Origin of the sequence: Candidatus Pantoea bituminis, assembly GCF_018842675.1 — a bacterium.
Taxonomy (GTDB): domain Bacteria; phylum Pseudomonadota; class Gammaproteobacteria; order Enterobacterales; family Enterobacteriaceae; genus Pantoea; species Pantoea phytostimulans.
In genome coordinates this window covers 1,683,590-1,697,527 of the sequence record NZ_JAGTWO010000004.1, presented here as the reverse complement: position 1 = coordinate 1,697,527, position 13,938 = coordinate 1,683,590, and the positions used below count along the sequence as shown (strand labels likewise).

The 13,938-nt window shown below is 49.8% G+C and carries 12 protein-coding genes, 2 tRNA genes, 3 other RNA genes and 2 pseudogenes; 12 read left to right on the top strand and 7 right to left on the bottom strand.

The window, feature by feature from the left end; genetic code table 11:
• The first annotated feature begins 21 nt into the window (after positions 1–21).
• The 7 genes and pseudogenes from purU to xthA all read left to right on the top strand — a co-directional run bounded on the left by purU (position 22) and on the right by xthA (position 2,742).
• A pseudogene (gene purU / locus KQP84_RS11735) lies at positions 22–869 on the top strand (formyltetrahydrofolate deformylase).
• Between the two features lie 143 nt (positions 870–1,012).
• Positions 1,013–1,097: transfer RNA gene (locus tag KQP84_RS11730), tRNA-Tyr, on the top strand.
• Between the two features lie 42 nt (positions 1,098–1,139).
• A tRNA-Tyr gene (locus KQP84_RS11725) sits at positions 1,140–1,224 on the top strand.
• Positions 1,225–1,261: 37 nt separating this feature from the next.
• Positions 1,262–1,388: non-coding RNA, RtT sRNA (locus KQP84_RS11720), on the top strand.
• A gap of 37 nt (positions 1,389–1,425) precedes the next feature.
• A non-coding RNA gene (locus KQP84_RS11715) (RtT sRNA) lies at positions 1,426–1,552 on the top strand.
• Between the two features lie 37 nt (positions 1,553–1,589).
• Positions 1,590–1,717, top strand: a non-coding RNA gene (locus tag KQP84_RS11710) — RtT sRNA.
• 218 nt (positions 1,718–1,935) lie between these two features.
• Entirely contained in the window at positions 1,936–2,742 is an 807-nt protein-coding gene (gene xthA, locus KQP84_RS11705; RefSeq protein ID WP_215846668.1) for an exodeoxyribonuclease III, read from the top strand.
• A gap of 27 nt (positions 2,743–2,769) precedes the next feature.
• Here xthA and KQP84_RS11700 read toward each other — a convergent pair whose 3' ends face one another.
• The 4 genes and pseudogenes from KQP84_RS11700 to KQP84_RS11685 all read right to left on the bottom strand — a co-directional run bounded on the left by KQP84_RS11700 (position 2,770) and on the right by KQP84_RS11685 (position 6,228).
• Positions 2,770–3,084: a YnjH family protein gene (locus KQP84_RS11700; protein ID WP_215846667.1), complete on the bottom strand. Its 315-nt coding sequence runs from the start codon at positions 3,082–3,084 to the stop codon at positions 2,770–2,772.
• Positions 3,081–5,001, bottom strand: a pseudogene (locus KQP84_RS11695) (DNA topoisomerase III). Before KQP84_RS11695 ends, KQP84_RS11700 begins: the two are co-directional and overlap by 4 nt.
• A 35-nt stretch (positions 5,002–5,036) precedes the next feature.
• Positions 5,037–5,498, bottom strand: a complete 462-nt coding sequence (locus KQP84_RS11690) for an AIR synthase-related protein (protein WP_215846666.1) — start codon at positions 5,496–5,498, stop codon at positions 5,037–5,039.
• 178 nt (positions 5,499–5,676) lie between these two features.
• Positions 5,677–6,228, bottom strand: a complete 552-nt coding sequence (locus tag KQP84_RS11685) for an NAD(P)H nitroreductase (protein ID WP_215846665.1) — start codon at positions 6,226–6,228, stop codon at positions 5,677–5,679.
• Positions 6,229–6,402: 174 nt separating this feature from the next.
• Here KQP84_RS11685 and sppA point away from each other — a divergent pair, with 174 nt between their 5' ends.
• The 3 genes from sppA to pncA all read left to right on the top strand — a co-directional run bounded on the left by sppA (position 6,403) and on the right by pncA (position 9,989).
• Positions 6,403–8,265, top strand: coding sequence for a signal peptide peptidase SppA (gene sppA / locus KQP84_RS11680; protein WP_215846664.1), 1,863 nt, complete (start codon positions 6,403–6,405; stop codon positions 8,263–8,265).
• An 85-nt stretch (positions 8,266–8,350) separates the two neighbouring features.
• The gene (ansA, locus tag KQP84_RS11675; RefSeq protein ID WP_215846663.1) at positions 8,351–9,364 is read left to right on the top strand and encodes an asparaginase; all 1,014 of its coding nucleotides are present in this window, start codon (positions 8,351–8,353) and stop codon (positions 9,362–9,364) included.
• A gap of 16 nt (positions 9,365–9,380) precedes the next feature.
• Positions 9,381–9,989, top strand: a complete 609-nt coding sequence (gene pncA / locus KQP84_RS11670; protein WP_215846662.1) for a bifunctional nicotinamidase/pyrazinamidase — start codon at positions 9,381–9,383, stop codon at positions 9,987–9,989.
• 47 nt (positions 9,990–10,036) lie between these two features.
• Here the strand turns inward: pncA and KQP84_RS11665 are convergent, their stop codons facing one another.
• Positions 10,037–10,318 (bottom strand): YeaC family protein, encoded by a 282-nt coding sequence (locus tag KQP84_RS11665; protein ID WP_215846661.1) that lies wholly within the window; start codon positions 10,316–10,318, stop codon positions 10,037–10,039.
• Between the two features lie 5 nt (positions 10,319–10,323).
• A complete protein-coding gene (gene msrB, locus KQP84_RS11660; RefSeq protein ID WP_215846660.1) occupies positions 10,324–10,734 on the bottom strand; it encodes a peptide-methionine (R)-S-oxide reductase MsrB in 411 nt (136 codons plus the stop codon).
• 342 nt (positions 10,735–11,076) lie between these two features.
• On the opposite strand from msrB, the gene gapA reads away from it, so the two are divergent.
• Both gapA and KQP84_RS11650 read left to right on the top strand, forming a co-directional pair.
• Entirely contained in the window at positions 11,077–12,075 is a 999-nt protein-coding gene (gene gapA, locus KQP84_RS11655; RefSeq protein ID WP_215846659.1) for a glyceraldehyde-3-phosphate dehydrogenase, read from the top strand.
• Between the two features lie 75 nt (positions 12,076–12,150).
• On the top strand, positions 12,151–13,026 hold the full coding sequence (locus KQP84_RS11650) for a D-hexose-6-phosphate mutarotase (protein ID WP_215846658.1): 876 nt from the start codon (positions 12,151–12,153) through the stop codon (positions 13,024–13,026).
• Positions 13,027–13,053: 27 nt separating this feature from the next.
• Here KQP84_RS11650 and KQP84_RS11645 read toward each other — a convergent pair whose 3' ends face one another.
• The gene (locus KQP84_RS11645) at positions 13,054–13,905 is read right to left on the bottom strand and encodes an aldo/keto reductase (RefSeq protein WP_215846657.1); all 852 of its coding nucleotides are present in this window, start codon (positions 13,903–13,905) and stop codon (positions 13,054–13,056) included.
• Positions 13,906–13,938: the final 33 nt, after the last annotated feature.

The window sequence follows — 13,938 nt, the reverse complement described above, 5'->3', positions numbered from 1 at the left end:
TTTGACAGGACTCTTATTGAGATGCAAGCGCAAACCATGCAAAGAAAAGTTCTACGTACCATTTGTCCCGATGCAAAAGGTCTGATCGCCAAAATCACTAATATTTGTTACAAGCACGAACTCAATATCGTGCAAAACAATGAGTTTGTTGATCATCGCACCGGGCGCTTCTTTATGCGCACTGAGCTGGAAGGGATTTTTAACGACAACACACTGCTAGCCGATTTAGATAGTGCCCTGCCCCAAGGTTCAGTCCGCGAATTACACAGCGCTGGACGTCGTCGCGTTGTAATTTTGGTGACTAAAGAAGCGCATTGTCTTGGCGATCTGCTGATGAAAAGTGCTTTTGGCGGTCTGGATATGGAAATTGCGGCTGTTATTGGTAATCACGATACTTTACGTTCTTTAGTTGAACGCTTCGATATTCCTTTTGCGCTGGTAAGCCATGAAGGATTGACGCGTGAAGAGCATGATAACCGCATGGTAGAAGAGATTGATCGGTATCAGCCCGATTACGTGGTATTAGCGAAATACATGCGCGTATTAACGCCCGCTTTTGTTCAGCGTTATCCCAATCAAATTATCAATATTCACCATTCGTTTTTGCCTGCCTTTATCGGGGCGCGCCCTTATCATCAAGCCTATGAACGCGGCGTTAAAATCATCGGTGCAACTGCGCACTATGTGAATGATAATCTTGATGAAGGCCCAATCATCATGCAGGACGTGATTAATGTGGATCACAGCTATACCGCGGATGAGATGATGCGAGCCGGTCGCGACGTAGAAAAAATGTATTAAGCAATGCATTATATAAAGTTCTTGGCCAACGCGTTTTCGTTTACGGCAACCGCACGATTATTCTTTAAACGCTTTAGCGCTGAATTGCTTGGGAATTCAGCGCTACGCGTAAAAAGTGGGCAAACGATTCATCATTTCAACATGGGCGCTTTACACCCATTGCCCATTTGGTATGATGCGCCCCGCCTTCAGGCACAAAGATTCAGGCCATGGTGGGATTCCCGAGCGGCCAAAGGGAGCAGACTGTAAATCTGCCGTCACAGACTTCGAAGGTTCGAATCCTTCTCCCACCACCATCTGAATCGTTTCTTCGCCTGAGCTCACAAGATTATATCCCTGGTGGGATTCCCGAGCGGCCAAAGGGAGCAGACTGTAAATCTGCCGTCACAGACTTCGAAGGTTCGAATCCTTCTCCCACCACCATCTCAGATACTCCGATTTCACCTCAAATGAAAAATTCAACCTGCTCTACACGAGAAGGATGAGAAGCTTCGACCGAAGGTTCGAGCCGAGCGTAGCGAGACAACGCGCTTCAGCGCGGCCCGCAGGAAGGCGCAGCGCGCCGCATAATCCTTCTCCCACCACCATCTCAGATACTCCGATTCCACCTCAAGTGACAAATTTAACCTGCTCTACACGAGAAGGATGAGAAGCTTCGACCGAAGGTTCGAGCCGAGCGTAGCGAGACAACGCGCTTCAGCGCGGCACGCAGGAAGGCGCAGCGCGCCGCATAATCCTTCTCCCACCACCATCTCAGATACTCCGATTCCACCTCAAATGAAAAATTCAACCTGCTCTATATGAGAAGGATGAGAAGCTTCGACCGAAGGTTCGAGCCGAGCGTAGCGAGACAACGCGCTTCAGCGCGGCCCGCAGGGAAGGCGCAGCGCGCCGCATAATCCTTCTCCCACCACCCTCTCAGATACTCCGATTCCACCTCAAATGAAAAATTCAACCTGCTCTATATGAGAAGGATGAGAAGTTTCGACCGAAGGTTTACGCCGAGCGTCAAGTTCGCTGTGTTAATCAGCAAGAGACAAAACTGCAACAGATAATCTCGCCCGCTCAACCATGACATTCTCCCTGAAAATCGCTACCATCCAGCGCATCATTTGCTGAACAATGGTCGACACCATGAAATTTGTTTCATTTAACATCAACGGATTGCGCGCGCGCCCACATCAACTGGAAGCGTTGGTGGAAAAACATCAGCCCGATGTCATCGGTCTACAGGAAACGAAAGTCCATGATGATATGTTTCCGCTCGAGGATGTGGCAAAACTGGGCTATAACGTCTTTTATCACGGCCAGAAAGGTCATTATGGCGTGGCGTTGTTAACGAAGGTTCAGCCTGTCTCTGTACGCCGTGGCTTTCCTGGCGATGACGAAGAGGCACAGCGCCGTCTGATCATGGCTGAGATTCCTAGCCCAATGGGCGATATTACCGTTATAAATGGCTACTTCCCGCAAGGCGAAAGCCGCGACCACCCGACTAAATTTCCTGCTAAAGAGAAATTTTACCGTGACCTGCAAAGTTATCTGACAGAAAACCACACCGCAGATAAACCGGTATTAATCATGGGTGACATGAACATCAGCAGCACAGATTTAGACATTGGTATTGGTGAAGAGAGCCGTAAACGCTGGCTGCGCACCGGAAAATGTTCATTCCTGCCTGAAGAGCGTGAATGGATGGACCGATTGCTGCAGTGGGGTTTAGTGGATACCTGGCGCGATAAAAATCCTGAAACGGCAGATTGTTTCTCATGGTTTGATTATCGTTCCAAAGGATTTGATGACAACCGCGGTTTGCGCATCGACTTAATTCTGGCAAGTCAGCCATTATCATCACGTTGTACTGATACGGGTATCGATTATCAATTGCGCAGTATGGAAAAACCCTCCGATCACGCGCCGATTTGGTCTACTTTTCAGTTTTAATCACAGCGTGGCCAAGGCCACGCTTTTTTATTTGATTATTTTCCATATCAGAGTGTTTGTGCCAATGGATTGCTCATCCCGCGCGCACTGTAACAGCACGCCTTCAGATTTCACCACGGCACCTTCGGTATAATTACGATTATCAAAAATACAGCACTTCAAACAATTAGGCTGACGGTTTTGCCCTTGCGTCCAGGCTTCTGGCGGCAAGTCCACCACCACATCTGTATTGCCGCCTTGACTGGCCTGACCTTGGTTGTACTGTTCATGCCGATTATTTGCCTGCGCCGTGGCGCATATCAACATCATAATCAAACACGCTAAAGCAGAATTACGTCTCATCCTGTCTCCTTGGTTTTACGTTTAGCCTTGGCCTTGGCTGCAGGCCTTTTCTTGCCGGTGGAAGGTAAACCACGAAAGGCATGTCCCGAAGGCTGCTGTCTTGCCTGCTGAATCAAACCCGTTAGCGTGTGCACCAGCGGATGCATGAACTCATCATAGCGACAGGCTTTTTCACTGATACGTGTCAGGGTTGATTCCCACTGCGCAGTCATATCGGGTCTTGCCGCCAAATCGGGAAGAGAATGAATCAGCGCGCGACCCGTCTCAGTCGCATTGATTGAACGCCCCTTCTTCACTAAAAACGCCCGGCGAAATAACAGCTCGATAATGCCTGCACGTGTAGCCTCGGTCCCTAAACCATCGGTTGCTCGCAGCACTTTCTTTAATTCTTTATCCTGCACGAAGCGCGCGATACCAGTCATGGCTGATAAAAGCGTGGCATCAGTAAACGGTCGTGGCGGCTGAGTCTGTTTTGCTAACACTTCACCCTGCTCGCAAAGCAGTTCATCATCTTTAGCTACCACTGGCAGCGGCGTGCCATCGTTCTCTTCATCTCGCTCTTTACCACCCAGCAAAGCACGCCAACCCGCTTCCGCCAGAAAACGTGCTTTGGCAACGAACTTGCCACCAGCAATATCCAGTTCAATAGTGCATTTACGAAAAAGCGCATCAGGACAAAACTGCATTAAATATTGACGCGCGACTAATCCGTAAACGTTTTGTTCATTTTCGGTTAGCTTGACGGCGCTGGAACGTGCAGTCGGAATAATTGCATGATGCGCATCCACTTTTTTATCATCCCAACAGCGATTCTTGCGATCTGCGCTAAAGTCGCCAGGCGGCGTAAGATTCGGTTGATGGGCCTGAATAGCCTTTAATACCGCATGACGGCCGGCAAAATGTTCATCGGGTAAATAGCGGCTATCGGAACGTGGATACGTAATGAGTTTGTGCGTTTCGTACAGGCGTTGACACGTATCAAGAACCGTTTGAGCGCTTAATCCAAAACGTCTTGCCGCTTCAATTTGCAGGCTGGAAAGTGAAAATGGCAAAGGTGCCGTTTCACTTTCACGTTTATCACTGTAAGCCGTCACCCGCGCCGGTTTTCCCGCAATACGCGCAACGACGTGTTCAGCCAACGTGCGGTTGAGCAATCGGCCCTCTTCGTCTTGCCAGGGCTCACAAGCGTCGCTTGGCACCCAATTGGCTGTGAAACGCATCTCTTCAGGCGTGACAATATGCGCTTTTACTTCGAAGTAATCTTTTGGGATAAAGTTTTCTATCTCTTCATCACGGCGTACGACTAAACCCAGAACCGGCGTTTGAACACGACCTACCGAAAGCACGCCGTCGTATCCGGCGTTTCTGCCTAACAATGTCCAGGCCCGGGTCATGTTGATGCCATAAAGCCAGTCTGCGCGCGCGCGCTAAGGCAGAAACACACAGCGGAATAAATTCGCGATTTTCGCGTAACCGATTGACCGCACGATCCACCGCTGATGGATTAAGATCGTTGATCAAACAGCGCTGCACTTTGCTGCGTTTTTCGGCAGGCAGCTGCAAGTAGTCAAGCACTTCATCCACTAACAACTGACCTTCGCGATCCGGGTCGCCAGCATGGACAACTTCATCGGCTTGCTTCAGTAACCCTTCGACAACTTTGAGCTGTTTCGCAACGGAAGGACGTGGTTGCAAACGCCATTTTTCAGGAATAATAGGTAAGTCCGCCAGTGACCAGCGAGCGTAACGGCTATCGTAGTGATCGGGTTGCGCCTGTTCTAATAGATGCCCAACGCACCAGGTTACAATTTGATCGTTACCACAGGCAATATAGCCGTCGCCACGGCGATGGGGTTTTGGCAGAACGTCGGCAATCGCCCGACCAAGACTGGGTTTTTCCGCAATAAACAAACGCATTTACTCAGGCAATCCTTAACTTCAGGGAACAACGGTTATAACGGGCACTTGCGCGTCAGCAGGCAGCAAGTTACACATCGTGCTGACATGAACAGGGGTGATTTTGCACAATGGCGGTGTGCTTCAATTGCCAGCGGATGAAACGCCACCCGCAATCCGCCAAAGGTTTGAGCATCGCAGCGCAACGCGTTCGTTGCCGCTGGTAACGTTACGTTCGGCACGGCAACTGCAGCAATAAAGACATCGACGCCCGCTAGCGTCGGAATCTGTTCAAACTGAACTTCCGCGCGCAATGACGATCCCTGACACACTTCGCTAAGATGGCCAAACAGACCAAAACCGGGCACATCGGTCATCCCATCCTCGCCCGCAATTTCTGCGAAAGCTGAGGATTGCGGAAAAACATTAATGCGCTTTTTGTCTAACACGTGCGGCGATTTATCACAGCCGCAGCCCGCTCCATGGCTGTATTGCGTCAGGCGAATACATTCTGACATGTAGGGATCCTTGTGCTGAGATTCGTACAGTTAACAACGCTGAAAATGATGGCGCTATGTTAGCCTGGTGAGACCTTAAGCGTAAGCGTGGTCTGACAGGTTCTCGATCATTCGCACAGGATCCATTCAAAGATGCAGGGCCAAGCGGCACCCTGCTTTAAAGTGTGTTGGATGCCTATCAGAAATAACTGACAAAGGGCGTCGTGTCAGGATGGACAACAGTGGTGCTGGATTTCAGTTGTGGTGTACCTAAATAAAGGAAACCCACAATGGCGTCCTGTTCACGGCAACCAAAAGCGTCACGTACAGTCTCGTCGTCGGTCCAGGGACCACTGCGCCAGATGCCATTAAATCCCTGTGCTGCGGCCGCCATCTGCATCGCCATCACGGCACAGCTGGCTGAAGCGATCTGCTCCCAGCGCGGCACCTTGTGATGCTCTTGGCAATGTGCCACCACCGTAATAATCATCGGGGCACGGAAAGGAGACTGCGTGGCTTTATCGATAGCTTTATCATCCAACTGCTTTTCACGAGCTGCTTTTTCCAGCAGTTTGCTCAGGCGATCACGCCCTTCTTGTTCGACAATAATGAAGCGCCACGGTTGCAGAGTACCGTGATCCGGCGCGCGCATACCTGCCCGGAGAATATTCTCTAACGCCTCTCCGGCAGGGGCCGGTTCAGATAAACGCGAAGCCGAACGTCGATTTACCAGTAATTCAAGCGCATCCATGTTTTTCTCCTGTTGTATGTCATGCTGTTTTAATCCTGGCACAGCCAGATTTTTTGTAACAGTCCGCAGTGATTTCCTGCTGACTTTTAGCACGCCGCTCATTAGGATGAGGTCGTCAAAGGAGGCCTGGTCCGCGCGGCGGCCACTTCCGGCTACACGAATATGGAGAGTCTGATGCGCACATTGTGGCGAATAATTGCTGGTCTGTTCCGCTGGACATGGCGGGTATTGAATTTTATCAGGGAATTTATTCTTAATTTATTCCTGATTTTTTTGATTGTGGTAGGTGTGGGGATTTGGTTACAGGTCAGTGGTTCTGGCAATAGTTCAGCTCCCGTGCAGCAAGGTGCTCTGAAAGTTGACCTAAATGGTGTGCTGGTCGATAAACCTTCGGTGAGCAATCGTTTGAGCAAGATTGGTCGTCAGTTGCTGGGTGCCAGCAGCGATCGTCTACAAGAGAACTCACTGTTTGATGTCGTGGACGCAATTCGCCAGGCCAAAGATGATAAAAACATTAAAGGCATGGTACTTGATCTGCGTGATTTTGCGGGTGGCGATCAACCTTCGCTGCAGTATGTTGGCAAAGCACTGCGCGAGTTCCGTGACAGCGGCAAGCCTATCTACGCATTAGGCGACAGCTACAGTCAGGCGCAATATTACCTCGCCAGCTACGCCAATAAGATTTACCTGTCGCCACAAGGTACCGTTGATCTTCACGGTTTCGCCACCAACGGTTTGTATTACAAATCGCTGCTGGAGAAACTCAAAGTCACTTCACACGTGTTCCGAGTGGGCACCTATAAATCTGCTGTAGAACCTTTCCTGCGCGATGACATGTCGCCAGCAGCACGTGATGCGGACAGTCGCTGGGTGGGACAATTGTGGCAAAACTACCTGAACACGGTTGCCGCAAATCGTCAGATTACGCCTGAGCAACTGTTCCCGGGTGCGACGGCGATAATTGCCGGGTTGCAAGCTGTAAACGGTGATACCGCCAAGTATGCACTGGATAACAAACTGGTCGACATCCTGGACTCGCGTGCTGCTGCCGATCAGGAGTTGGTGAAAGCCTTTGGTCTGAATAAGCAGAACAATGACTATCACAATGTCAGTATTTACGATTACAGCGTGAAACCTACAAACGCACAGCAAGATGGCAACATTGCGGTGGTCATGGCCAGCGGCGCAATCATGGATGGTGAAGAGTCGCCAGGCAATGTGGGTGGTGATACGACGGCAGCACAGATTCGTGATGCTCGCCTCGACCCGAAAATTAAAGCCATCATTCTGCGGGTAAACAGTCCCGGTGGAAGCGTCACGGCGTCGGAAGCGATTCGTGAAGAGTTGGCGGCGGCGCATGCAGCCGGTAAACCGGTGGTGGTTTCCATGGGCGGTATGGCAGCTTCTGGTGGTTACTGGATTTCAACGCCAGCAGATTACATCGTAGCTAACCCGAGCACGCTTACGGGTTCCATCGGTATTTTTGGGGTGATCAATACGCTGGAAAACAGTTTGGATACGCTTGGTGTGCATACTGATGGTGTGGCGACTTCGCCGCTTGCCGATATCGCGCTGACCAAAGCGCTGCCGCAAGAAGTGCAGCAAATGATGCAGCTAACCATCGAGAATGGGTATCACAACTTTGTCGGCTTAGTGGCGAAATCGCGCCATAAAACGCCAGAGCAGATTGATGCCATTGCGCAAGGCCACGTTTGGACGGGTAGCGATGCAAAAGCCAATGGTCTGGTGGATGCGTTGGGTGATTTTGATGATGCTGTGAAAAAAGCGGGCGAACTGGCGAAAGTTGCTAATCCGCAGCTCAGCTGGTACCAGGACGATCCGACTTTCATTGATATGATGTTGAGTCAGGTAAATGCATCGGTACAAGCCGTGCTGCCTGATACGCTGAAAGCTTGGTTACCCGCGCCAATGTTAGATGTGATGAGCGCAGTAAAAAATCAGCCAGGTATGTTTGATCACCTTAACGATCCACAAAATCGTTACGCCTTCTGTTTAAACTGTGGCGTAGTGCGATAAACCTCGCAGCCCGGCCACTGGCTGGGCTGCTTTTCCCCGCTATAGCCCTTATACTGCGCGTTTTAAGGCAAGTCTGAGTTTGATAATGCAAAAGAAAAACATCTATGTAGCCTATACGGGCGGTACCATTGGTATGCAACGTTCTGCCCAAGGTTACATTCCGGTTTCAGGACATCTGCAGCAGCAGCTCGCCAATATGCCTGAGTTTCACCGCCCTGAAATGCCTGATTTCACCATTCATGAATATCAGCCATTAATTGACTCTTCAGATATGACGCCGCAAGACTGGCAATCGATTGCTGAAGATATTCGTCAAAACTATGATCATTATGATGGTTTTGTGATTCTACATGGTACCGATACCATGGCTTTCACTGCCTCAGCACTCTCTTTTATGCTGGAAAATTTAGCCAAGCCAGTTATCGTTACGGGTTCGCAAATTCCTTTGGCAGAACTGCGCTCAGATGGCCAACAAAACTTGTTGAATTCACTGTATGTCGCGGCGAATTATCCTATTAACGAAGTCGCGTTGTTTTTCAACAACACGCTCTACCGTGGCAACCGTACAACGAAAGCGCATGCTGACGGATTCAATGCTTTTGCTTCCCCTAACCTTTCAGCCCTTCTGGAGGCGGGCATTCATATTCGTAAATTGAATACGCCTCCCGCACCTCAGAGCGTCGGCGAACTGATTGTTCATACCATTACGCCGCAACCCATTGGCGTGGTGACTATTTACCCTGGCATTTCCGCTGACGTGGTGAAAAACTTCCTGCGCCAGCCAGTTAAAGCCCTTATCCTGCGATCGTATGGCGTGGGTAATGCACCGCAAAATGCTGAATTTTTAGCCGAGCTGCAGCAGGCTAGCGATCGCGGCATTGTTGTGGTGAATTTAACCCAGTGCATCTCAGGCAAGGTCAACATGGGCGGTTACGCTACAGGTAACGCGCTTGAGCATGCAGGGGTGATCAGTGGGTTCGACTTAACCGTAGAAGCAGCATTAACCAAGCTGCATTTTTTACTTAGCCAAAATCTGTCAAGCGAGCAAATTCGTGCCAAAATGCAGCAAAATTTGCGTGGCGAACTGACCGAAGATTGATATGGAGCGACTGGTAATGAAACGGGCACTTATCATCATTGATATTCAAAACGACTTTTGTCCGGGCGGCCCGATGGCGGTTCACGAGGGCGATAAAACCGTTGAGGTGGCTAATCGCTATGCGCGTGAATTCCATCAAAACGGTGAATGTGTTTTGGCGTTACAAGACTGGCATCCGGCAGATCACGGCAGTTTTGCTTCCGTGTCAGGTGAACCGGTTTATACCCTTGGCGAGCTGAATGGTTTAGCACAAATTTGGTGGCCAGATCATGGTATTCAGGGTTCGAAAGGCGCTGATTTTCATCCCGGACTCGATACCAGCTTATTTGACGCCAGGTTCCATAAAGGTCAGGACCAGGATGTCGACAGCTATAGCGCCTTTTTTGATAATGGGCATCGCCGTAAAACAGAACTCGACAGCTGGCTGCGTGAACGCGGTATCACGCATCTGGTGATGTTAGGGCTGGCGACAGATTATTGCGTGAAATACAGCGTGCTGGATGCCCTTGAGCTGGGCTATCAGGTCGACGTGGTTAAAGAAGGTTGCCGTGGTGTAAACCTCAACCCTGATGACAGCGAAATCGCCTTTTCGCAGATGGCTGCGCAAGGTGCGGTTCTGATTTAGAACAGCAGGCAAAAACTAAAAAAGGCTGGCTTAATCGCCAGCCTTTTTTAATGCAAGTTGATGCGAGTGATATCTGGCTCTATGCCAAACTCTTCCTTAAGCTGCTTCTTGGATTTCATCACCATTTCGCCACCCTTGCCAATGCTCATATGCTGCGGGCTCTCGTTATGACGCGCCTGCCACAACATCACTAACTGCATGCAGTTATCACGCTGTTCTGGTGTTAGCGCCACACCATCAGGCCATTTGCCGGTTTCAACCGCAGTAGAGAGCCGCTCATAGACTTCTGGCGTCATCGCATTGAGCATGGCTTCAAGTTCTTGCTTCATTGCCATTACCCTTCTGTTTGTTCGCCTTGCTCATCGGTAAAGTTCAACGAGGCTGAATTCACACAATAGCGCTCGCCGGTAGGCTGTGGGCCATCTGGGAAAACATGCCCAAGGTGCGCATCACAGTTATTACAACGAATTTCAATACGCTGCATGCCGTGTGAGTCATCCTCAATATAGCGAATCGCTTCGTCACTGACGGGCTCGTAAAAGCTCGGCCAGCCACAACCTGAGTCATATTTTGTTTCAGAGAGGAACAACGGTGAATTACACACCAGACAGTGGTAAATGCCGTCCTGTTTGTTTTGCAATAGCGCGCCGCTGAAAGGCGGTTCTGTGCCACGATGCTGAGTAACGTAACGCTGCATTTCAGACAATTGCGCAATTTTTGCTTCGGGTGCGGTTTCTTTAGCCATTTAAGAGATTCCGGAGGGTGTCATTCTGAAAAAATCGACTACTATTCTAACAAATGAACAACATTAGTCGGGTCTTATTTCGTGCTCATCCTTTCGTCGAGACCTCCACAACGTAGATTTGTGACTCTGATCACCTTTTATCTTAGGTATCCCTTTATATTCGGCGATGGTGTTAACGAAGCGCAATGACACATTCGTTGCGCAAGCGTTTGCGCAACGAATTATTCCTGTTGAGTGGATTGACCTGTCGCAACAATTGACACGATTCCGCTTGACGCCTGGTAAGGTTTTTGTAATTTTACAGCCAACCTTTTATTCACTAACAAATAGCTGGTGGAATATATGACTATCAAAGTAGGTATCAACGGTTTTGGCCGTATCGGTCGCATCGTTTTTCGTGCTGCTCAACAGCGTTCAGACATCGAAATCGTTGCTATCAACGACCTGCTCGACGCTGAATACATGGCGTACATGCTGAAGTTTGACTCAACTCATGGTCGTTTCGACGGTACCGTTGAAGTGAAAGATGGCGCGCTGGTTGTTAACGGTAAGAAAATTCGTGTTACCGCTGAGAGAGATCCGGCTAACCTGAAGTGGGACGAAGTTGGCGTTGACGTTGTTGCTGAAGCAACCGGTATCTTCCTGACCGACGAAACTGCCCGTAAACACATCACTGCTGGTGCTAAGAAAGTCGTTCTGACTGGCCCGTCTAAAGATGACACCCCAATGTTTGTACGTGGTGCCAACTTCGACAAATACGAAGGTCAGGATATCGTTTCTAACGCATCTTGCACCACCAACTGCCTGGCGCCGTTGGCTAAAGTAATCAACGACCAGTTCGGCATCGTTGAAGGCTTGATGACCACCGTCCACGCGACTACGGCAACACAGAAAACTGTTGATGGCCCGTCTCACAAAGACTGGCGCGGCGGTCGTGGCGCATCTCAGAACATCATCCCTTCATCAACTGGCGCAGCTAAAGCCGTTGGTAAAGTTCTGCCAGAATTGAATGGCAAACTGACCGGTATGGCGTTCCGCGTTCCAACCCCTAACGTTTCAGTTGTTGACCTGACTGTACGTCTGGCGAAGCCTGCTTCTTACAAAGAAATCTGCTCTGCTATCAAAGCAGCATCAGAAGGCGATATGAAAGGCGTTCTGGGCTATGTTGAAGATGAAGTGGTTTCTACCGATTTCAACGGCGAAACGCTGACTTCAGTATTCGATGCTAAAGCCGGTATCGCGCTGAATGATAACTTTGTGAAACTGGTTTCCTGGTACGATAACGAAACTGGCTACTCGCACAAGGTACTCGACCTGATTGCACTGGTTTCTTCTAAATAAGATAGCCAGACAGTGTTGAGAATAAGGGCGACTTCGGTCGCCCTTTTTTATGGTCCGCACAGGAAGGATTCGCACATGCAAGACAAACTCTTTTCATTGCCCGTTGTGACTCAAATTACGCCTTATCTGTCGCAACGTCAGGTGGGCGATCTGCCTGCGATTGTCATCAGCCATCCTAAAGTACGCGCTGCCATTACGCTGCAGGGCGCGCATTTAATTGCCTGGCAACCCAGCGGTGAAAAACCGGTGATTTGGTTGAGCGATAAAACCCCCTTCTCACCCGGTAAAGCGATCCGTGGCGGTGTGCCTATTTGCTGGCCGTGGTTTGGCCCGGCAGGTGAACCCGCCCACGGCTTTGCCCGTAATCAAACCTGGACACTTTCCGCACACGATGAAAACGATGAGGGTGTGATATTGACCTTTGTGCTGGAAAGTAATGCACAAACCAAAAAGCTATGGCCACATGATTTCACCCTGTTTGCTCGTTTTCGTTTAGGTCAACATTGCGAAATCGAATTAGAAGCGCACGGCGATTTTGAAGCGACAGCAGCGCTGCACAGCTATTTTACCGTGGCGGATATCGCTGAGGTTGAAGTCAGCGGTCTGGGCAAAACCTATATTGATAAAGTCGAAAACAACGTTCAGGGCACCAGCGAGGGTAAGCAGCGTTATCCGGGACGTGTTGATCGTATTTTCACGCAAGCTGAAGATTGCTCTGTGATTCACGATAAGGCAGGACAACGTCTGATTGAGGTTTATCATCACCATCACAGCGATGTTGTTACCTGGAATCCCGGCGTTGAGCTTTCTTGTAGCATGGCGGATATGGCGAACGATGGGTATAGAACGCTGGTATGTGTAGAAACAGCGCGCATCAATACACCCCTGCGTAGCGCAGGCGAGAAACCTGCGCGATTAGGAACAACTTTTCGTTTACGCAAAAAAGCGTAGCGGCGACATCGTTTAATTTTTTCACATTTAAACAATATCCAGCGGTAATTTATGCGGCGGCGGCGGAAAGGCTTGATTGATGAGAAACAGATCTTCATCCGTCAATTCAATATCCAGCGCCGCAGCATTTTCCTGAACATGCGCGATCGAACTGGCTTTTGGAATAGCAAGAACGCCTGCTTTGCGTATGACCCAAGCCAACAGTAATTGCGCCACGCTTATGCCCTTTTGCTGTGCAATTTTTCCTAATGCAGCCTCCGAGAACAGCGCGTTGCGTAGACGTCCAGCCTGAGCCAACGGACAGTAAGCCATAATGGGCAGATTACGCTGCTGACATTCAGGCAGCAGATCATATTCAATGCCCCGTGAAGCAAGATGGTAAAGCACCTGATTAGTCGCGCAGTGTTCACCGCCCGATTCGCTCCACAATTCCATCATGTCGTCGATGTCGAAATTCGAAACGCCCCAATGCAGAATTTTACCCTGCCGTTGCAACGAGACCATCGCTCTGATGGTCTCCTCTAGCGGTACATTGCCACGCCAATGCAATAAATAGAGATCGATACGATCGGTCTTGAGCCGGGCAAGACTGCGCTCACAGGCTTCGATAGCGTCATATTCGCCCGCATTCCACGGGTAAACTTTGGAAACCAGAAAGGCCTCATCGCGTCGTCCTTGTAAGGCTTCTCCCACTACGCTTTCTGCGCCGCCATCTGCATACATTTCAGCCGTGTCGATAAGCTTGAGTCCACAATCGAGTCCGGCTTGCAGCGCCTTGACTTCCTGCTGTCGATGGGCGTTATCTTCGCCCATAAACCAGGTTCCTTGACCTATTGCGGGAAGGGTATGTTGACTAGCAAAGGTGACTGTTTTGTTCATTCTGCTCTCCTGCATCAATTTAAGGCACCAGAA